This is a genomic window from Sinorhizobium sp. KGO-5 (assembly GCF_036245905.1).
Classification (GTDB): domain Bacteria; phylum Pseudomonadota; class Alphaproteobacteria; order Rhizobiales; family Rhizobiaceae; genus Sinorhizobium; species Sinorhizobium meliloti_A.
Map to the genome: position 1 here is coordinate 811,401 of NZ_BDIZ01000001.1, position 19,023 is coordinate 830,423.

Consider the following 19,023-nt stretch of genomic DNA (forward strand, 5'->3'; position numbering starts at 1 on the left):
TCCCCTGTCATTCGGCCGGCAAAAGGGCTATACAGCGGCGCTTGCAACGAATGATCTAAGTCGGACAGGACGCCCCTCGGCACTTCATGGCCAGACACCAAACTTCCTTTCCCGAAATCCTGGACGTGTCGGCGCTTCGGGCGAAGTGCGACTTCATCGCCTCCGCTCATGCCGAACAGCGCGAACCGATGCGCCGGGCCTTGCTTGCGGCCTTCAAGGAGGCAAATGTCGCGGGCCGCGCAAAAGCGCGCGAACTGCTCGCCGCAGACGGCGCAGGAATAAAATGCGCGGAGCGCATCTCCTGGCTTCAGGACCAGCTGATCACCCTCTTGCACGACTTCGTGCTGAACCAGATTTTCGACGCCGCGAAGGCTCCCGAAGCTTCGCGCATCGCGGTCACCGCCGTCGGCGGCTACGGCCGCGGAACGCTCGCGCCAGGCTCGGATATCGACCTCCTCTTCCTCCTGCCCGCCAAGAAGGCGGTCTGGGCGGAGCCGGCGATCGAATTCATGCTCTATATCCTGTGGGACCTCGGCTTCAAGGTCGGCCACGCAACGCGAACGATCGAGGAATGCATCCGCCTGTCGCGTGCAGACATGACCATCCGCACGGCAATCCTCGAATGCCGCTATGTCTGCGGGTCCGCGGCCCTGGCGAACGAACTCGAAACGCGCTTCGACCACGAGATCGTCCGCAATACCGGCCCGGAATTCATTGCGGCGAAGCTCGCCGAGCGGGACGAGCGCCATCGCAAGGCGGGCGACACGCGCTACCTCGTCGAGCCGAATGTCAAGGAAAGCAAGGGCGGCTTGCGCGACCTGCACACGCTCTTCTGGATTTCGAAATATTTCTACCGGGTCAAGGACTCCGCCGATCTCGTCAAGCTCGGCGTGCTTTCGAAGCAGGAGTACAAGCTCTTCCAGAAGGCCGAGGATTTTCTCTGGGCGGTGCGCTGCCACATGCATTTCCTGACCGGCAAGGCGGAGGAGCGCCTCTCATTCGACATCCAGCGCGAGATCGCCGAGGCGCTCGGCTATCACGATCACCCCGGGCTCTCGGCGGTGGAACGCTTCATGAAGCACTACTTCCTGGTGGCCAAGGACGTCGGCGACCTGACCCGCATCTTCTGCTCGGCGCTGGAGGACCAGCAGGCCAAGGACACGCCCGGGATAACGGGCGTCATAAGCCGCTTCCGCAATCGCGTCCGCAAGATCGCGGGCACGCTCGATTTCGTCGATGACGGCGGGCGCATCGCACTTGCGAGCACCGACGTGTTCAAGCGCGACCCGGTAAACCTCATGCGCCTGTTCCACATCGCCGACATCAACGGGCTCGAATTTCATCCGGCGGCGCTGAAGCAGGTGACCCGTTCTTTGAGCCTGATCACGCCCCACTTGCGCGAAAACGAAGAGGCCAACCGGCTCTTCCTGTCGATACTCACCTCGCGGCGCAATCCGGAACTGATCCTTCGCCGGATGAACGAAGCGGGGGTGCTCGGCCGTTTCATTCCCGAATTCGGCAAGATCGTCTCGATGATGCAGTTCAACATGTATCACCACTATACGGTGGACGAGCATCTCCTGCGCTCGGTCGACGTCCTCTCCCGCATCGAGCGGGGCCTGGAGGAGGAGGCGCATCCCCTGACGGCGATGCTGATGCCTGGCATCGAGGACCGCGAGGCGCTCTACGTCGCCGTTCTGCTGCACGACATCGCCAAGGGGCGCCCGGAGGATCATTCGGTGGCCGGCGCCAAGGTCGCGCGAAAGCTTTGCCCGCGCTTCAGGCTGACCCCGAAACAGACCGAAATGGTGGTCTGGCTGGTCGAGGAACATCTGACCATGTCGATGGTCGCGCAGACCCGCGACCTTAACGACCGCAAGACCATCGTCGATTTCGCCGAACGGGTCCAATCCCTCGAACGGCTGAAGATGCTGCTCATCCTCACCGTCTGCGACATCCGCGCCGTCGGGCCCGGCGTCTGGAACGGCTGGAAGGGCCAGCTCCTGCGCACGCTCTACTACGAGACCGAGCTTCTGCTCTCGGGCGGCTTTTCGGAACTGTCGCGCAAGGAGCGGGCGAAGCACGCCGCCCATATGCTGGAGGAGGCGCTCGCCGACTGGCCCAAGAAGGAGCGCCAAGCTTATGTGCGGCTGCATTACCAGCCCTATCTTCTGACCGTGGCGCTCGAGGAGCAGGTGCGTCATGCAGGCTTCATCCGTGAGGCGGACAATGCGGGCCGGACGCTCGCGACCATGGTGCGGACCCATGACTTCCACGCCATCACCGAAATCACGGTGCTGTCGCCGGACCATCCGCGCCTGCTGACCGTCATCGCCGGCGCTTGCGCCGCGGCTGGCGCCAACATCGTCGGCGCGCAGATCCACACGACATCGGACGGCCGGGCGCTCGATACCATTCTCGTCAACCGCGAGTTCTCGGTCGCCGAGGACGAGACGCGCCGGGCGGCGAGCATCGGCAAGCTGATCGAGGACGTGCTCTCCGGCCGCAAGCGGCTTCCGGAGGTGATCGCCAGCCGGACGCGTGTGAAGAAGCGCAGCAGGGCCTTCACCGTGACGCCGGAGGTGACCATCAGCAATACGCTGTCGAACAAGTTCACCGTCATCGAGGTCGAAGGCCTCGACCGGACCGGTCTGCTTTCCGAAGTGACCGCGGTGCTGTCAGACCTATCGCTCGACATCGCCTCGGCCCATATCACCACCTTCGGCGAAAAGGTGATCGACACCTTCTACGTCACCGACCTGGTCGGCTCGAAGATCACCAGCGAGAACCGGCAGATGAACATCGCGGCGCGCCTCAAGGCGGTGCTGGCGGGCGAGGTGGACGAAGCGCGCGAGCGCATGCCCTCCGGCATCATTGCGCCGACCCCTGTGTCCCGCGTACCCTACGGTTCCAAAACGACAAAAGCCGAAACATGAGTCTGGTCAAGAAATTCGCTACCGTCGGCGGCGCAACGCTCGGAAGCCGGCTCTTCGGCTTCATCCGGGAAACCTTCATGGCGGCAGCGCTCGGCACCGGCCCGGTCGCCGACGCCTTCAACACCGCCTTCCGGCTGCCGAACACCTTTCGCAGGCTTTTTGCCGAAGGGGCGTTCAATTCGGCCTTCGTGCCGCTCTTCGCCAGGGAGATCGAGGCGCACGGCATGGAAGGCGCACGGCGCTTTTCCGAGGAGGTCTTCGGCGTCCTCTTCACCGTTCTTCTTCTGCTGACGATCGCCATGGAACTGGCGATGCCTTTCATCGTCGGGCAGTTGATCGCTCCCGGATTTGCCGACGACCCCGCGAAATTCACAAGCACCGTCACCTTCGCGACGATCATGTTTCCCTATCTCGCCTGCATGTCGCTGGCGGCAATGATGGCGGGCATGCTCAATTCGCTGCACCGCTATTTCGCGGCAGCCATCGCGCCGGTCTTCCTGAACTTCATCCTGATCGGCGTCCTGGCCTATGCCTGGTACAGCGGCCAGGATGCGGTCGCGGTCGGCTATGATCTCTCCTGGGGGGTGCTGGCCGCGGGCCTCGTGCAACTGGCGATCGTCTGGGTCGCGGTGCGCAATGCCGGAATCCGGATCGGCTTTCGCCGACCCCGGCTGACGGCGAACGTCAAACGCCTGCTGGTGCTGGCGCTTCCCGCGGCGATCACCGGCGGCATCACGCAGATCAACCTCCTGATCAACACCAATATCGCTTCTGCAAAGGAAGGCGCCGTCTCGTCGCTCGTCTATGCCGACCGCATCTATCAGCTGCCGCTCGGCGTCGTCGGCATTGCCGTTGCGACCGTGCTTCTGCCCGAGCTTGCGCGGGCTCTGCGCGGCGGCAATCTCAACGAGGCGGCAAACCTGCAGAACCGTTCCGTCGAATTCACGCTGTTCCTGACACTTCCCGCCGCCGCGGCACTGCTCGTCATGTCGGAGCCGATCGTCCGGCTCCTCTTCGAGCGCGGCCAGTTCTCGCCGGAATCCACCGTCGTCGTCGGTCATATTCTGGCGATCTACGGCCTCGGCCTGCCGGCCTTCGTGCTGATCAAGGCCTTCATTCCCGGCTTCTTCGCCCGCGAGGATACCCGCACGCCGATGATCTTCGCCGGAATTTCCGTGGCAGTGAACGTCTCCCTGGCGCTGACGCTCTTTCCGTCGCTTGCCGCCAGCGGCATCGCGACGGCCGAAATCGTCGCCGGCTGGGTGAACGCCCTGCTTCTTTTCGCGACGCTCGTCTGGCGTGGGCACTGGGGGCGCGATATTCCCTTGCTGACGAGGATTCCCCGGCTGGTGATCGCCGCTGCCGCCATGGCGGCCGCGTTGCACTTTGCCGTGGATTGGCTCGCCTTGCCCCTTTCTTCCGCCGCACCGCTTGCGACCCGCGCCCTTACGCTATGCGGCCTGATCGCCGCCGCGATGGCGATCTATTTCGCGGTCGCGTTCGGGACCGGCGGCGCAAGCCTCTCGATGATCCGCCGCAGCGTCAAACGGGGGGCACCGGCCCCGTCCGCCGAGCGGGCGAGCGAAGGGGCGGATCGGCAATGAGACAGTCGATTGCCCGCGTCGCCATCGTCGTGCCCGACTACGACGAGGGCATCGCCTTTTACTGCGGCAAGCTCGGCTTCGACCTCCTCGATGACAGCGACCTCGGCGGCGGCAAGCGCTGGGTCGTCGTGCGGCCAAAAGGTGCGGCGGAGACCGCTCTCCTGCTCGCCAGGGCCGAGGGCGAAAGGCAGCGCGCCGCGATCGGCAATCAGACCGGCGGGCGGGTCGGCTTCTTTCTCTTTACCGACGACTTCGGCCGCGATCACGCCGCCATGCTTTCGGCAGGCGTCACGTTCCTCGAGGCGCCCCGCCATGAGGTCTACGGAACCGTTGCCGTCTTCGCCGATCCCTTCGGCAATAGGTGGGATCTCCTTCAGCCCGCGTGACCATGCCTCTTGATTGCGCCCGGCCCGCCGTGCATAAGCGCGGCGGATATCAACTGGAGCCGGGCCCTCCACAAGCCCGATTGGGGACGACATGAACGAATTCAAGCCGCTCGTATTTTCCGGTGTTCAGCCGACCGGCAACCTGCATCTCGGCAATTATCTCGGCGCGATCCGCAAATTCGTCGCCCTTCAGGAAAACAACGATTGCATCTATTGCGTCGTCGACCTGCACTCGATCACCGCGCAGCTCGTGCATGAGGACCTGCCGGGCCAGATCCGGTCTATCGCGGCGGCTTTCATCGCCTCGGGCATCGACCCCGAAAAGCACATCGTCTTCAACCAGTCCGCCGTGCCGCAACACGCCGAGCTCGCCTGGATCTTCAACTGCGTCGCCCGGATCGGCTGGATGAACCGGATGACCCAGTTCAAGGACAAGGCCGGCAAGGACCGTGAAAACGCTTCGCTCGGCCTGCTCGCCTATCCGAGCCTGATGGCGGCCGACATCCTCGTTTATCGCGCCACCCACGTGCCCGTCGGCGACGACCAGAAGCAGCACCTGGAACTCACCCGCGACATCGCCCAGAAGTTCAACATCGACTTCATGGAGCATATCCGGACGCGGGGCTACGGCGTCGACATCGTCGTCGGAGAAGAGCCGATCCATGCCTATTTCCCCCCGGTCGAACCCCTGATCGGCGGCCCGGCACCGCGCGTCATGTCGCTGCGCGACGGCACCAAGAAGATGTCGAAATCGGATCCATCCGACCTGTCGCGCATCAATCTGATGGACGATGCCGATACGATCCTGAAGAAGATCCGCAAGGCCAAAACCGATCCGGACGCGCTTCCGAGCGAAGCGGACGGTCTTAAGGATCGACCGGAGGCCGAAAATCTCGTCGGGATTTACGCCGCGCTCGCCGACAGGTCGAAAGAAGAGGTGCTTGCCGAATTCGGCGGCCAGCAATTCTCGACCTTCAAGCCGGCTCTGGCCGACCTCGCCGTCAGCGTGCTTTCGCCGATCACGGGCGAGATGCGCCGGTTGATGGGCGATACCGCGCATATCGACGCTATTCTGCGCAAGGGCGGGGAGCGCGCCCGGGAACGCGCCGAGAAGACCATGCGCGAGGTCCGCGAAATCATCGGCTTTTTGCAGTAGTTCACGAAAATGAGACCTTGCGGGCGCCGCGCGGCGTTGTAATGTTCACCGCATGGTTTCAACCCGACTCTCACGAATGGAAGGCCATCGCCGCAAGTTCATGGCGGTGATCGACGACACGCCCGAATGCGGCCGCGCCGTGCATTATGCCGGTATGCGCGCGAAGAACTCCAATGGCGGCCTCGTGCTGCTCTACGTGATCGCCGACGGCGACTTCCAGCAATGGCTGGGCGTCGAGGAGATCATGCGCGCCGAAGCGCGGGATGAGGCCGAGGCGACGCTCGCCAAGATCGCGCAGACGGTGCGCGAACGGATCGGCATCGAGCCGGAAATCGTCATTCGCGAGGGCATCGCCACGGAACAGATTCACGCCGCCATCGAAGAGGACCGTGACATCGCGATCCTGGTGCTGGCGGCCGGATCGGCGAAGGAAGGCCCGGGGCCGCTCGTTTCGTCCATTGCCGGGAAGGCCGCGGCCTTCCCGATTCCGGTCACGGTCATTCCAGACCTTCTGACGGATGAGGAAATCGACGCGTTGACCTGATCTCCACAGCGCTGCGCGTCCCATCACATGAGCTAAGGTCGCTGTAGCGCTTTGAATCACGCTATTACGCCTTGCGGGCTCCACCCGAGGCTCCTATATTTTGGAACAATTCTAAAAAGCCGGTCGAGGAGCGCTCCCGGCAGAACGGAGTGAGACATGTTCATCCAGACCGAAGCCACACCGAATCCCGCCACTTTGAAATTCCTGCCGGGCAAGGTGGTGATGGAGAACGGCACCGCCGAATTCCGGAGCGAAGAAGAGGCCCTTGCAGGATCGCCCCTTGCGGCTCGGCTCTTCTCGATCCCCGGCGTCACCGGCGTCTATTTCGGCTATGACTTCATAACCGTTAGCAAGGAAGCGCAGGAGTGGCAGCACCTGAAGCCCGCGATCCTCGGCTCGATCATGGAGCATTTCATGTCGGGGCAGCCGATCATGTCGGGCGCCGGCCGTGCCGAGCAGACGGATGAGGAGGACGAGTTCTTCGACGAGGGCGACGAGGCGATCGTCGCCACGATCAAGGAACTGCTCGAGACGCGGGTTCGGCCCGCCGTCGCCCAGGACGGCGGCGACATCACCTTCCGCGGCTTCAAGGACGGAACGGTGTTCCTGAACATGAAAGGCGCATGCGCCGGCTGCCCCTCTTCGACCGCGACCTTGAGGCACGGCGTGCAGAACCTGTTGCGCCACTTCGTTCCTGAAGTCGAAGCGGTCGAATCCGTCTGATCCGAAGCGGGTCGAGGCGCGGAAACCTGCATGGCGGGCCCGCGCATCCTTCGCTTCCAGTTCGGTGTCATTTTCCTTATATCGTTTTCCATATTCCTTATGCCGGTGTGGTTTTTGGGATAGAATCACAGGTGTGATTCCGACGTGCCGCAGCGACTTGTAGATGCGGTAACTGCGGTTGCGCACCCTCGCAGCCGCACCGATCGCAGGACGGAGGGAGGAGACCGCGGCTGAAATGCTAGTTCTTGCCATTGACACATCCGGGTCCGGTTGTTTCGCTGCCGTCTGCGACGGCGGCACCGGAGAGCTTCTGGCATGCGCGGGCGCGGAAATCGGACGTGGCCATGCGGAGCGCCTCATGGAATTCGTGGATGAGGCCTTGAGCGTCTCGGGCCGGGAACTCGGCGAGATCGATCGGATTGCAGTGACGATAGGTCCAGGATCGTTCACCGGGATCCGTGTCGGCGTTGCCGCTGCGCGCGGCCTTGCCCTGGCGCTCGGAAAGCCGGCAGTCGGGGTCACGACGCTTCAGGTCGTCGCCGAAAGCGCGCGGCTGAAACAGGCCGGCCAGCCGGTGCTCGTCGTCCTCGACGCCAAACGGGGCGAGCTTTACCTCCAGGCCTTCGATGCTTCGGGACGGCCGCAAGGGGAGGCGGAAATCCTGGCCGCCGAGGAAGCGCGCCGGCGCTTTTCCGATTTCGCCGGCATCGTCTGCGGCTCCGGTGCCCTTGCCGTGACCGGCGCGGCGGGCGGCAAGCCGGACGAGATCGATATGGCGACCCTCGCCCGGCTGGGCGCGGCGGCCGATCCGGCTTCTGCGCGTCCTAAGCCGCTTTATCTGCGCGGACCGGACGCCAAGCCCCAGGCCGGATTCGCCGTGACCCGTGCCTGACCGGAAGACGCCAAGCGCCATTCGCCCGTATACTCTCCAGAACGTCCAAGAAACGCCCCGATGAGCCTTACCGACTATTTCACCCGCCGCGCCGAATTCGACATTTTTGCGCTTGAAGAGGCCGATCTCGGCGCCGCGGCCGCGCTGCATCGCCAGCGCTTTGCCGCCGCCTGGAGCGACGGCGAAATCCATGGGCTCCTGAGTCAGGAGACAGTGTTCGGATTCGTCGCGCGCCAGACCAATGCCAACGGCATGTTCCGGCCGGCCTTCGGCGGCTTCGTCCTGTCGCGGGCGGTCGCCGGCGAGGCCGAGATACTGACGATTGGGGTCGACCCCCGCTACGCGCGCTCCGGTCTCGGCTGGCGCCTCATGCAGGCGGCGATGCGGGAGGCCGCCGTCAAGGGAGCAGAGGCACTGTTCCTGGAAGTCGACGAGACGAACCAGGCCGCGATCGGTCTCTACGGAAAGCTCGGCTTCCGCAAGGTCGGGGAGCGGAAGGCCTATTACCAGGCGCGGCCCGGCGAGCGCAGCGCGGCGCTTGTCATGCGGCTTGATCTTCGTTAGAGCATCTCGCTGTTTCATGAAAACACTGACAAGCTCTAACCCTTTGGGCCAACGCACTTCCGGACGGAAAACCGGTACACACTTTTCCTGGAAATGCTCTGGAGCGAGATGAGGAAGGCGTGTGCGGTTTTCGCCCGTATCCCGCGTCTCAGCCCATTGGAACAGATCACGTTCATGATTTCACGCAAACGGTGAAGCGCAGTTTGGAAGGTGCCTGCGGATGATCAATTGGGTGCGGGTCGCTCTTTGCGGCATGCTGCTCGTCATGGTCTCGCTGGTGCTGATGCCGGTCCAGATCCTTTGCCTCTGGCTCGATCTGAAACCGCGGCGCCGGCTGCCGCGTCACTGGCATCGCGTCGCCTGCCTGCTGCTCGGCCTGCGCGTCCGCGTCCATGGCGAGCTCGACCGCCGGCGTCCCTTGCTCCTCAGCGCCAATCACGTCTCCTGGAAGGATATCCTGGTGCTTTCCTCGGTGGCGGACGTCGTTTTCGTTGCCAAGTCGGACGTCAAGAGCTGGCCGGTATTCGGGCTTCTCGCCCGCCTTCAGGCATCGGTTTTCGTGGAGCGCGAGCAGAAGCGCACCACCGGGCACCAGGTCAATGACATCGGGCGACGGCTCGCCGATGGGGAAATCGTCGTGCTCTTCCCGGAAGGAACGACCTCCGACGGCAACCGGCTGCTCGACATCAAGACCTCGCTGTTCGGCGCGGCCGCTTCGGCGGTCCCGCAGTCGCCGACCGGCGTGGTTCATGTCCAGCCGCTGGCGATTTCCTACACCGGCATCCACGGCATGCCGATGGGTCGCTATCATCGGCCGATCGCCGCATGGCCGGGCGACATCGGTCTGGTGCCGCACCTTCTCGGGGTGCTCAGAGAGGGAGCCCTGGAGGTCGATGTCGATTTCGGCGAGGCGGTGGATTATGACCGGCACGCGAACCGCAAGGAAGTGAGCCGCCTCATCGAGCAGCGTATCCGCAAAATGCTGTCGGATCGGCTGCGAGGGCGTTCCCGATCCGCCGCGAAGCTCGAGCCGGCCGCGCTCTCTGCGGCGCCCGACGTCCCGTCGGATGCGCGAAGGTCGCGGTAGTACTCTCAAATGCCTCAATCCGGGATCACCCTGAAAGGGTGGCCGGTCGCGGCTCGCGCCGTGCCGGCCCGAAAATGCTTCAACTTTGGGGCGCTATGCACTAAAGAACCCGCATGACCCAGGAAACCGCTCTTCTGTCGACGTCGCCCGAGGCGGGCGACCTGAACGTTCCGGCGCGCAAGGTCTTCGTCAAGACCTATGGCTGCCAGATGAACGTCTATGACTCCGACCGCATGTCGGATGCGCTCTCGCGCGACGGCTATGTTGCGACCGATGTCCTGGAAGACGCCGATTTCGTGCTGCTCAACACCTGTCATATCCGCGAAAAGGCTGCCGAGAAGGTCTATTCCGAGCTCGGTCGCCTGCGCGAACTGAAGAAGGCAAAGGCGCGCGAGGGCCGCGAGATGCTGATCGGCGTGGCCGGCTGCGTGGCCCAGGCGGAGGGCGACGAGATTCTCCGCCGCGTCCCGGCGGTCGATCTCGTCATAGGCCCTCAGACCTATCATCGCCTTCCCGAGGCGCTGAAGCGGGCTCGCGCCGGCCAGCGTATCGTGGAAACGGACTATGCCATCGAGGACAAGTTCGTTCATCTGCCCGCGCCCGATAAGGCCAAGACACGTGCGCGGGGCGTCACGGCTTTCCTGACCGTCCAGGAAGGCTGCGACAAGTTCTGCACTTTCTGCGTGGTACCCTACACGCGCGGCTCGGAAGTCTCGCGCCCGGTGTCACAGATCGTGGCGGAGGCGGAGAAGCTCGTCGAGGGCGGCGTGCGCGAAATCACCCTGCTCGGACAGAATGTCAACGCCTGGCACGGCGAGGGTCCGCATGGGCGCGAATGGAGCCTTGGCGACCTCTTGCGGCGCCTCGGCGAAATCGACGGCCTTGCACGCCTGCGCTATACCACCAGCCATCCGCGCGACATGGACGACAGCCTCATAGAGGCGCACCGGTCGATGGCGAAGCTGATGCCCTATCTGCACCTGCCGGTCCAGTCGGGCTCCGACCGTATCCTGAAGGCGATGAACCGGCGCCACACGGCTGCCGAATACCTGGCGCTCGTCGAGCGCATTCGTGCGGCGCAGCCCGACCTGGCGCTTTCGGGCGATTTCATCGTCGGCTTTCCCGGCGAGACCGATCAGGACTTCGAGGATACCCTTCGGCTTGTCGAGGAAGTGAACTATGCACAGGCTTTCTCGTTTAAGTATTCGACGCGTCCCGGAACGCCGGGCGCCGAGCTCAAGGAACAGGTTCCCGAGGACGTGAAGGCCAAGCGTTTGGAAATATTGCAGGCTTTGCTCGTAAAGCAGCAGCGCGGTTTCGCCGAGGCCTGTGTGGGTCGGGAGATCGACCTGCTCCTGGAGAAGCCGGGCCGCATGCCGGGGCAGCTCGTCGGCCGGTCGCCGTGGCTGCAGCCCGTGAATGTTGATGCAAAAGCATCGCAAATCGGTGACATTATCAGAGTGCGAATCACCAAGGCCGGGCCGAACAGCCTGTTTGCCGAGATGATCGGGGAATCGGACGCGAGGAGCTGACCGCTTGAACGGACACGAACTGATTTCTTCCTCATCTCGCCAGTCGAAGACATCCGCGACGGACGCCAATCACTTCGTGCTCACCTTCGAGAACAACCGCTTTGCGAGCGAGCTCTTCGGCCAGTTCGACCAGAATCTGAAATTGCTGGAAGAGCGATTGCGCATCGACGCCCGGCCGCGGGGAAACTCCGTCGCCATCTCCGGTGACGTCGTCGCAACCAATCAGGCGCGCCGTGCCCTCGACTATCTCTACGGAAGGCTGCAGAGTGGCGCTTCGATCGATACATCCGATGTCGAAGGTGCGATCCGCATGGCGGTCGCCGCCGACGATCAGCTACAGTTGCCGACGATGGAGCGCAAAGCCAAATTGACAATGGCGCAGATTTCGACGCGCAAGAAGACAATCGCTGCGCGCACGCCGATGCAGGATTCCTATATCCGCGCCATGGAGCGGGCCGAGCTCGTCTTCGGCGTCGGTCCTGCGGGCACGGGCAAGACCTATCTCGCCGTCGCCCATGCCGCCCAGCTCCTGGAGCGTGGCGCGGTCGACCGGATCATCCTCTCGCGTCCGGCTGTAGAGGCGGGCGAGCGTCTCGGCTTCCTGCCCGGCGACATGAAGGAGAAGGTCGATCCCTATCTGCGTCCGCTCTATGACGCGCTGTACGACATGATGCCGGGCGACAAGGTCGAGCGGGCAATCACCGCGGGGGTCATCGAGATCGCGCCGCTCGCCTTCATGCGCGGGCGCACGCTTGCCAATGCCGCCGTGATCCTGGACGAGGCGCAGAACACGACGTCGATGCAGATGAAGATGTTCCTGACCCGCCTCGGCGAGAACGGTCGGATGATCGTCACCGGCGATCCGAGTCAGGTCGACCTGCCGCGCGGCGTAAAGTCCGGACTCGTGGAGGCGCTGCAGATACTCAAGGGCGTGGAGGGCGTCTCGGTGATCCGCTTCAAGGATGCCGACGTCGTCCGTCATCCTCTGGTGGCGCGGATCGTCAGGGCCTATGACAGCCAGACGGCGGTTCACGACGAGAGCGAGCAGAGCGATCGCTGAGGCGGCCGCGTTTATCATGACGGCATTGGACATTCAGATCAGCGTCGAGGCAGGAGACTGGCCGCCCGAAGAGGAGCTTCGGTCTTTTTGCGAGCGTGTTCTCGAGGCAGCGGCCGATTTTCTCGCGCGTGAGGAGAAGCAGCCGCTGCCGGCAGAGGCGGAACTGTCGCTGGTCTTCACCGACGATCAGTCGATCAGGGCGATCAACGCGGAGTGGCGAGGTCAGGACAAGGCGACGAATGTTTTGTCCTTTCCCGCCTTTCCGGTGACGCCGGGCAGGATGCCGGGGCCGATGCTCGGCGACATCGTGGTCGCCCATGAGACGCTCAGGCGGGAGGCGGTGGAGCTCGAAAAGCCCTTCGACGCCCATTTGACGCATCTTCTCGTTCATGGATTCCTGCATCTTTTCGGGTATGATCATATCGAAGACGACGAAGCGGAGAGAATGGAGGGGTTGGAGACTCGCATTTTGGCGCGTCTTGGCCTATCTGATCCCTACGGGGACCAACCCCCGCATTGACAGTTTGGAACGATGAGCGACTTCAAGACACAGCCGGCCGCTGTCGCGACCGAGGAGGCGGAAGCCTCCGGCGACACCGAGGCCGGTAGTAGTACCGCCGCCCGATTCGAGGGCAGCAAATCCACATCATCATTTTGGAGCCGTGCCGCGCGTCTGTTGCGCGGTGTGAGCCCGTCGAGCCTGCGCGAGGATCTCGCCGATGCGCTCATGACGGACGCCGAAGGCAATGCGGCTTTCTCGCCCGAAGAGCGGGCGATGCTCAACAACATCCTCCGCTTCCGCGAGGTTCGGGTCGAGGACGTGATGGTTCCGCGAGCCGACATCGAAGCGGTGGACCAGAATATCACCATAGGCGAGCTCATGGTGCTCTTCGAGGAGTCGGGACGCTCGCGCATGCCGGTTTACAGCGAGGGGCTCGACGACCCTCGCGGCATGGTGCACATCCGTGACCTTCTTGCCTATGTGACCAAGCAGGCGCGCAACCGCCGCCGCAACGGCAAAGCCCATGCGGCGACGACGGCGAACGGCGACAAGCCCGAAAGGGCGCCCCGGCAGCTGAAGGCAGGCTTCGATCTTTCTCGCGTCGATCTCGACAAGACGGTGGAGGAGGCGGGGATCGTCCGGCAGCTCCTGTTCGTGCCGCCGTCGATGCTCGCCTCGGATCTCATGCAGCGCATGCAGGCCGCGCGCATCCAGATGGCACTCGTCATCGATGAATACGGCGGAACGGACGGTCTCGTATCACTCGAGGACATTGTCGAAATGGTGGTCGGCGACATCGAGGACGAGCACGATGACGAGGAAGTGATGTTCGCGCGCAGCTCGGACGACGTCTTCGTCGCCGACGCCCGGGTGGAGCTCGAGGAGATCGCCGAGGCCGTCGGACCGGACTTCGACGTGCGCGAGCAACTCGAGGATGTCGATACGCTGGGCGGACTCGTCTTCGCATCGCTCGGCCGGATTCCTGTCCGCGGCGAGGTGGTCCAGGCGATTCCCGGCTTCGAATTCCAGATTCTCGATGCCGATCCGCGTCGCGTCAAACGCGTCAGGATCATGCGCAAGCGTCCGCCGTCACGCCGCCGCCTGCCGAAGGTCGAGAAGGAGCCGTTGCCCGATGCGTTCACCACGGCCGGCCCCACTGGGGCGGGTGTCCAGCCCCCGTCCTCGTTCGAATAGGGGCGGCTCGCCGTCGCCTTGAGAGGGGACAAGCAGCCACTTTTTTGGAAGACTGCCGCCGATTGATTCGGTCGTGCTGCGTGTGTCCTTGAATCCTCGAGGACAGGGTCCCGCGCAAGGTCTCCCCCACGTCCGGCGCCGACGGGAGGTTTAATGGAAAGACTGGCAGGCAGAATCATACTTCTCTCGGGCGTGTCCCGAACATTCGTCGGCTTTCTCGCCGGCCTTCTGGCGGTGCTTGCCCAGCCGCCTTTCGGCATTTTCGCGGCGGCTTTCGTCTCCTTTCCCGTCCTTGTCTGGCTGATCGACGGGGTGGCGCCCGATCCCGGCGACGGCGTGCTGCGGCGGCTGATGCCGCCCGCGGCGATCGGCTGGTCCTTCGGTTTCGGTTATTTCCTGGGTGGTCTCTGGTGGCTGGGCAATGCGCTTCTGGTCGAGGCGGACGCGTTCGCCTGGGCGCTGCCGCTCACCGTCGTCGGCCTCCCGGCCGTTCTGGGGCTCTTCTACGCGCTGGCGGTCGTCATTGCCCGCAGCCTCTGGTCGGACGGCTGGGGCCGGATCGCCGCCCTTGCACTCGGCTTCGGCATCGCCGAATGGCTGCGCGGCTTTCTCTTTACCGGCTTCCCCTGGAATGCCATCGGCTATGCGGCCATGCCGATGCCCTTGATGATGCAGTCGGCCAGCGTCGTCAATCTTTCGACGATCAACATGCTGGCCGTTTTCGTCTTCGCCGCGCCGGCTCTGATCTGGACGGGCAAGGGCGCGCGCGCCGGTCTCGCCATCGCCGCAGCGCTCTTTGTGGCGCATGTCGCTTTCGGCTTTTACCGGCTCGCCCAGCCGGCACCTGTGCCGCTCCAGCCGGAGATGAGCGTCCGCGTTGTCCAGCCGGTGATCGACCAGGCCAAGAAGCTCGACGACCGCGAGCGTGCGTCGATTTTCGAGGACCATCTCTCGCTGACGGCCGCCCCGGTCCAGGATGGCGCCAAACGGCCGGACATCGTCGTCTGGCCGGAAACGTCGATCCCTTTCATCCTCACCGACAATCCCGACGCCCTGGCGCGGATCGCCGATGTTCTCCAGGACGGGCAAGTTCTCGTCGCCGGCGCCGTCAGGGTCGAGAATGCCGGTGCCGGACTGCCGCCGCGCTATTACAATTCGGTCTATGTCATCGACGATCGAGGGCAGATCGTCGGTGCGGCGGACAAGGTGCATCTGGTGCCTTTCGGTGAATACCTCCCGTTCGAGGATCTGCTGACCTCCTGGGGCCTGAGCTCCGTCGCGGCCTCGATGCCTGGCGGTTTCTCGGCGGCCAGCACCCGCCCGATGCTGACCTTGCCGGGCGGCCGGCGGATCTATCCGATGATCTGCTACGAGGCGATTTTCGCCGACGAAGTGGACGGCAATGCCCGGCTCGCAGACGCGCTCCTCAACATCACCAACGACGCCTGGTTCGGCGATACCCCCGGCCCGCGCCAGCATTTCCATCAGGCGCAGCTCCGCGCGGTCGAAACCGGAACTCCGATGATTCGTGCCGCGAATACTGGTATTTCAGCAGTTGTTGATGCACGTGGTGTTTTAGTGCTAGTATTGGGCTACAATTACAAGGGGGTTCTAGACACAATTCTGCCGGGAAAACTGCCTACGCTCACAAATATCGCAACGCGCAGCCAAATTTTTTGGCTGACGATGGGAATTCTATTTGTGGTTGCAGTAATATCGCGCTCAGGTTTTAATATTAGGAAGAATTGACGTAAAACCCCTAAAATTGCATAGTGTATTTCGCCATCAACCTTCGCCTGCCGTCGAGCGTGACAGGGTTGCCGCAGCGCATATTTTGCAATGCGGGGTTGCTGGTAACGTAAACAGCGTGTTTAGGAAGGCGAATATGATCGAGAATAAGAAGAAACCGAACCCGATCGACATTCATGTCGGTAGCAGGATTCGCCTTCGTCGGACGATGCTTGGCATGAGCCAGGAGAAGCTCGGCGAGAGTCTGGGGATTACCTTCCAGCAGATCCAGAAGTACGAAAAAGGCACGAACCGCGTCGGTGCGAGCCGGCTGCAGAACATTTCGCAGATACTCAACGTGCCGGTGTCGTTCTTCTTCGAGGATGCTCCGGGCGATGGCGGCGGCACCGGGCCGGGGATGGCCGAGGCGTCGAGCTCCAACTACGTCGTCGATTTCCTGTCCTCCTCGGAAGGGCTGCAGCTCAACCGCGCCTTCGTGAAAATTTCCGACCCGAAGGTCCGGCGCAAGCTGGTAGATCTCGTTAAAGCACTGGCCGCCGAGGCGGAGAGCGAATAGGCGGCAAGTCGCCCGGCACGAAAGAAGCGGCATCAAGCCGCTTTTTTCGTATGGAGACTGCTGTCCGAGCTCCAACCCTGCCGATAAGGACGGCAGCGCTTCGAGGCTGCGCATCCGACAAGGCGCGCTGGCGGCGGCTCACTCCCGCGAGCGAAAATTTTCCTTCAAGTCCGCATTTTCGGGAAAGCGGAACGTCGCAGTGATGCCGATATAAAGATATATTTATGTCGTTGTGTGCTTGTTTTTCACCGGCAAAACCACTAAACGTTTGGACCGCTTCTTTCATTGAGGGGACTTCCCGCATGCGCGCAAACTACCTGTTCACAAGTGAATCCGTAGCCGAAGGTCATCCGGACAAAGTGTGTGACCGTATCTCCGACGAAATCGTGGATCTGGTCTACCGCGAAGCCGCAAAGACCGGCGTCGATCCGTGGACTGTGCGCATCGCCTGTGAGACGCTGGCGACGACCAATCGTGTGGTCATCGCCGGAGAGGTCAGGCTGCCGCCGAGCCTTCTCAAGAAAGACAAGAACGGCGTCGACGTCATCAATCCCTCGAAGTTCAAGTCGGCGGCCCGCAAGGCGATCCGCGACATCGGCTATGAGCAGGACGGCTTCCATTGGAAGACTGCGAAAATCGACGTTCTTCTGCACTTCCAGTCCGCACACATCGCGCAGGGCGTGGATAATGCCGCCGACAAGCAGGGCGAAGAAGGCGCGGGCGATCAGGGCATCATGTTCGGCTATGCCTGCCGCGAGACCGCCGAGCTCATGCCGGCGCCGATCTACTATTCGCACCGCATCCTCAATCTGCTCGCCGCGGCCCGCAAGAAGGGCGAAGGCGAAGTCGCCAAGCTTGGTCCGGACGCCAAGAGCCAGGTGACGGTGCGGTACGTCGACGGCAAGCCGGCCGAGGCCACCTCGATCGTTCTTTCCACTCAGCATCTCGACGAGAGCTGGGATTCCACCAAGGTCCGCTCCGTGGTCGAACCCTATATCCGTGAGGCGCTCGGGGACCTGAAGATCGCCGACGACTGCACCTGGTACATCAATCCTACCGGCAAGTTCGTCATCGGCGGACCGGACGGCGACGCGGGCCTTACCGGCCGCAAGATCATCGTCGACACCTATGGCGGCGCGGCTCCGCATGGCGGCGGTGCCTTCTCCGGCAAGGACACGACCAAGGTCGACCGCTCGGCCGCCTATGCGGCCCGCTACCTTGCCAAGAACGTCGTAGCGGCGGGTCTCGCCGAGCGCTGCACCATCCAGCTTTCCTACGCGATCGGCGTAGCCCAGCCGCTGTCGATCTATGTCGACCTGCACGGCACCGGAAAGGTCTCGGAAGATCAGGTGGAGAGCGCCATCCGCAAGACGATGGACCTGTCGCCGACGGGCATCCGCCGCCATCTCGACCTCAACCGGCCGATCTATGCCAAGACCTCCGCCTACGGCCATTTCGGCCGCAAGGCCGGCCGCGACGGTTCCTTCTCCTGGGAGAAGCTCGACCTGGTCAAGCCGCTGAAAGAGGCGATCGAGAGCGACTCCTCGTCCGTCAACGGAAGAGCGGCGAGCCGCGCGGCGTAAGCCCTGCCGGCGAGGCAGCTTCGGAAGAAGCCGCGTATTGAAGATATCGCAGCCGCCTGTTATCAGCCGTGCCAACAGTCAGGCGGGCGCTCCGGAGAGGAGCGTCCGCCTCCTTCATTGTGATTTCGGGCTTGGCTCGATCGGAAATCATGGATGCGGAGCTGGATGAGGAAAACGTTTTGCGTCCTCTACCCGCAGCCTGCTTCATCTATGGGAAGAACGACATGACCGAAACGCGCGGTGCCAGAGCAACGGAGGCTTTCTTCGGCCGCCGCAAGGGCAAGCCCTTGCGGGAGCGCCAGGCGGCCCATCTCGAACACCTGCTGCCCCTTTTGAAGCTCGATCTCGAGAAGCCGGCTCCGGCCGATCTGACGGCCCTTTTTCCCGAGCCCGTCGAAAGAATCCGCCTGGAGATCGGCTTCGGCGGCGGAGAGCACCTGATCCACCGTGCTGCGGAAGACCCCGCGACCGGCTTCATCGGGGTGGAGCCCTTCGTCAATTCGATGGCGAAGCTGCTCGGGCAGATCGAGGCGAAGGCGATCAGGAACGTCCGCCTCTACGATGACGACGCGACGCAGGTGCTGGATTGGCTGCCGGCGGCATCCGTCGACCAGATCGACCTGCTTTATCCCGATCCATGGCCGAAGCGGAAGCACTGGAAGCGGCGTTTCGTCTCCGCGGTCAATCTCGACCGCTTCGCACGCATCCTGAAGCCGGGCGGCGTCTTCTGCTTTGCTTCGGACATCGATAGCTACATCAACTGGACGCTCATCCATTGCCGCGACCACGCGGCTTTCGAATGGACGGCGGAGACAGCGGCCGACTGGCTGACGCCTTTTGCCGGATGGCCGAGCACGCGCTACGAAGCCAAGGCCCGCCGGGAAGGGCGCAGTTCGGCCTATCTGACCTTTCGGCGTAGGTGAACCGGGCGTCTGGAGTTTGGCCCCTCAGCCGG

Annotated in this window: 17 protein-coding genes; all 17 read left to right on the plus strand. The window is 63.3% G+C overall.

Going from position 1 to position 19,023, the window contains the following annotated elements; translation table 11 throughout:
• Nucleotides 1-86: 86 nt before the first annotated feature.
• The 17 genes from BHD07_RS03850 (at nucleotide 87) to trmB (ending at nucleotide 18,991) form a co-directional block, all read left to right on the plus strand.
• Nucleotides 87-2,936 (plus strand): [protein-PII] uridylyltransferase, encoded by a 2,850-nt coding sequence (locus tag BHD07_RS03850; RefSeq protein ID WP_338277775.1) that lies wholly within the window; start codon nucleotides 87-89, stop codon nucleotides 2,934-2,936.
• The gene (murJ, locus tag BHD07_RS03855; RefSeq protein ID WP_338277777.1) at nucleotides 2,933-4,540 is read left to right on the plus strand and encodes a murein biosynthesis integral membrane protein MurJ; all 1,608 of its coding nucleotides are present in this window, start codon (nucleotides 2,933-2,935) and stop codon (nucleotides 4,538-4,540) included. Before BHD07_RS03850 ends, murJ begins: the two co-directional genes overlap by 4 nt.
• Nucleotides 4,537-4,926 (plus strand): VOC family protein, encoded by a 390-nt coding sequence (locus tag BHD07_RS03860; protein ID WP_275596892.1) that lies wholly within the window; start codon nucleotides 4,537-4,539, stop codon nucleotides 4,924-4,926. Before murJ ends, BHD07_RS03860 begins: the two co-directional genes overlap by 4 nt.
• Nucleotides 4,927-5,017: 91 nt before the next feature.
• Nucleotides 5,018-6,082, plus strand: coding sequence for a tryptophan--tRNA ligase (gene trpS / locus BHD07_RS03865; RefSeq protein ID WP_018094004.1), 1,065 nt, complete (start codon nucleotides 5,018-5,020; stop codon nucleotides 6,080-6,082).
• Nucleotides 6,083-6,134: 52 nt separating this feature from the next.
• Nucleotides 6,135-6,626, plus strand: a complete 492-nt coding sequence (locus BHD07_RS03870) for a universal stress protein (RefSeq protein ID WP_003527692.1) — start codon at nucleotides 6,135-6,137, stop codon at nucleotides 6,624-6,626.
• Nucleotides 6,627-6,782: 156 nt separating this feature from the next.
• Nucleotides 6,783-7,349, plus strand: a complete 567-nt coding sequence (locus BHD07_RS03875) for a NifU family protein (RefSeq protein ID WP_100669759.1) — start codon at nucleotides 6,783-6,785, stop codon at nucleotides 7,347-7,349.
• Nucleotides 7,350-7,584: 235 nt separating this feature from the next.
• Entirely contained in the window at nucleotides 7,585-8,241 is a 657-nt protein-coding gene (gene tsaB, locus BHD07_RS03880) for a tRNA (adenosine(37)-N6)-threonylcarbamoyltransferase complex dimerization subunit type 1 TsaB (RefSeq protein ID WP_338277785.1), read from the plus strand.
• Nucleotides 8,242-8,301: 60 nt separating this feature from the next.
• On the plus strand, nucleotides 8,302-8,805 hold the full coding sequence (locus BHD07_RS03885) for a GNAT family N-acetyltransferase (RefSeq protein WP_018094008.1): 504 nt from the start codon (nucleotides 8,302-8,304) through the stop codon (nucleotides 8,803-8,805).
• 220 nt (nucleotides 8,806-9,025) lie between these two features.
• Entirely contained in the window at nucleotides 9,026-9,892 is an 867-nt protein-coding gene (locus tag BHD07_RS03890; RefSeq protein ID WP_338277788.1) for a lysophospholipid acyltransferase family protein, read from the plus strand.
• Nucleotides 9,893-10,005: 113 nt separating this feature from the next.
• The gene (gene miaB / locus BHD07_RS03895) at nucleotides 10,006-11,424 is read left to right on the plus strand and encodes a tRNA (N6-isopentenyl adenosine(37)-C2)-methylthiotransferase MiaB (protein WP_018094010.1); all 1,419 of its coding nucleotides are present in this window, start codon (nucleotides 10,006-10,008) and stop codon (nucleotides 11,422-11,424) included.
• A gap of 4 nt (nucleotides 11,425-11,428) precedes the next feature.
• Nucleotides 11,429-12,484 (plus strand): PhoH family protein, encoded by a 1,056-nt coding sequence (locus tag BHD07_RS03900; RefSeq protein WP_100669754.1) that lies wholly within the window; start codon nucleotides 11,429-11,431, stop codon nucleotides 12,482-12,484.
• A 16-nt stretch (nucleotides 12,485-12,500) separates the two neighbouring features.
• Complete coding sequence (gene ybeY / locus BHD07_RS03905; protein ID WP_338277793.1) at nucleotides 12,501-13,004, plus strand: rRNA maturation RNase YbeY; 504 nt, start codon at nucleotides 12,501-12,503, stop codon at nucleotides 13,002-13,004.
• Between the two features lie 12 nt (nucleotides 13,005-13,016).
• On the plus strand, nucleotides 13,017-14,180 hold the full coding sequence (locus BHD07_RS03910) for a hemolysin family protein (RefSeq protein WP_018094013.1): 1,164 nt from the start codon (nucleotides 13,017-13,019) through the stop codon (nucleotides 14,178-14,180).
• A 153-nt stretch (nucleotides 14,181-14,333) separates the two neighbouring features.
• Nucleotides 14,334-15,929: an apolipoprotein N-acyltransferase gene (gene lnt, locus BHD07_RS03915; protein ID WP_338277795.1), complete on the plus strand. Its 1,596-nt coding sequence runs from the start codon at nucleotides 14,334-14,336 to the stop codon at nucleotides 15,927-15,929.
• A gap of 136 nt (nucleotides 15,930-16,065) precedes the next feature.
• Entirely contained in the window at nucleotides 16,066-16,485 is a 420-nt protein-coding gene (locus tag BHD07_RS03920; RefSeq protein ID WP_003527670.1) for a helix-turn-helix domain-containing protein, read from the plus strand.
• Between the two features lie 302 nt (nucleotides 16,486-16,787).
• Entirely contained in the window at nucleotides 16,788-18,068 is a 1,281-nt protein-coding gene (gene metK, locus BHD07_RS03925) for a methionine adenosyltransferase (RefSeq protein WP_100669750.1), read from the plus strand.
• Nucleotides 18,069-18,292: 224 nt separating this feature from the next.
• The gene (trmB, locus tag BHD07_RS03930; RefSeq protein WP_275596886.1) at nucleotides 18,293-18,991 is read left to right on the plus strand and encodes a tRNA (guanine(46)-N(7))-methyltransferase TrmB; all 699 of its coding nucleotides are present in this window, start codon (nucleotides 18,293-18,295) and stop codon (nucleotides 18,989-18,991) included.
• Nucleotides 18,992-19,023 lie beyond the last annotated feature (32 nt).

Bases quoted from the DNA above. Each gene is read 5' to 3' on its own strand.
- BHD07_RS03850 (WP_338277775.1), top strand. From the start codon at position 87: ATGGCCAGACACCAAACTTCCTTTCCCGAAATCCTGGACGTGTCGGCG.
- murJ (WP_338277777.1), top strand. From the start codon at position 2,933: ATGAGTCTGGTCAAGAAATTCGCTACCGTCGGCGGCGCAACGCTCGGA.
- BHD07_RS03860 (WP_275596892.1), top strand. From the start codon at position 4,537: ATGAGACAGTCGATTGCCCGCGTCGCCATCGTCGTGCCCGACTACGAC.
- trpS (WP_018094004.1), top strand. From the start codon at position 5,018: ATGAACGAATTCAAGCCGCTCGTATTTTCCGGTGTTCAGCCGACCGGC.
- BHD07_RS03870 (WP_003527692.1), top strand. From the start codon at position 6,135: ATGGTTTCAACCCGACTCTCACGAATGGAAGGCCATCGCCGCAAGTTC.
- BHD07_RS03875 (WP_100669759.1), top strand. From the start codon at position 6,783: ATGTTCATCCAGACCGAAGCCACACCGAATCCCGCCACTTTGAAATTC.
- tsaB (WP_338277785.1), top strand. From the start codon at position 7,585: ATGCTAGTTCTTGCCATTGACACATCCGGGTCCGGTTGTTTCGCTGCC.
- BHD07_RS03885 (WP_018094008.1), top strand. From the start codon at position 8,302: ATGAGCCTTACCGACTATTTCACCCGCCGCGCCGAATTCGACATTTTT.
- BHD07_RS03890 (WP_338277788.1), top strand. From the start codon at position 9,026: ATGATCAATTGGGTGCGGGTCGCTCTTTGCGGCATGCTGCTCGTCATG.
- miaB (WP_018094010.1), top strand. From the start codon at position 10,006: ATGACCCAGGAAACCGCTCTTCTGTCGACGTCGCCCGAGGCGGGCGAC.
- ybeY (WP_338277793.1), top strand. From the start codon at position 12,501: ATGACGGCATTGGACATTCAGATCAGCGTCGAGGCAGGAGACTGGCCG.
- BHD07_RS03910 (WP_018094013.1), top strand. From the start codon at position 13,017: ATGAGCGACTTCAAGACACAGCCGGCCGCTGTCGCGACCGAGGAGGCG.
- lnt (WP_338277795.1), top strand. From the start codon at position 14,334: ATGGAAAGACTGGCAGGCAGAATCATACTTCTCTCGGGCGTGTCCCGA.
- BHD07_RS03920 (WP_003527670.1), top strand. From the start codon at position 16,066: ATGATCGAGAATAAGAAGAAACCGAACCCGATCGACATTCATGTCGGT.
- metK (WP_100669750.1), top strand. From the start codon at position 16,788: ATGCGCGCAAACTACCTGTTCACAAGTGAATCCGTAGCCGAAGGTCAT.
- trmB (WP_275596886.1), top strand. From the start codon at position 18,293: ATGACCGAAACGCGCGGTGCCAGAGCAACGGAGGCTTTCTTCGGCCGC.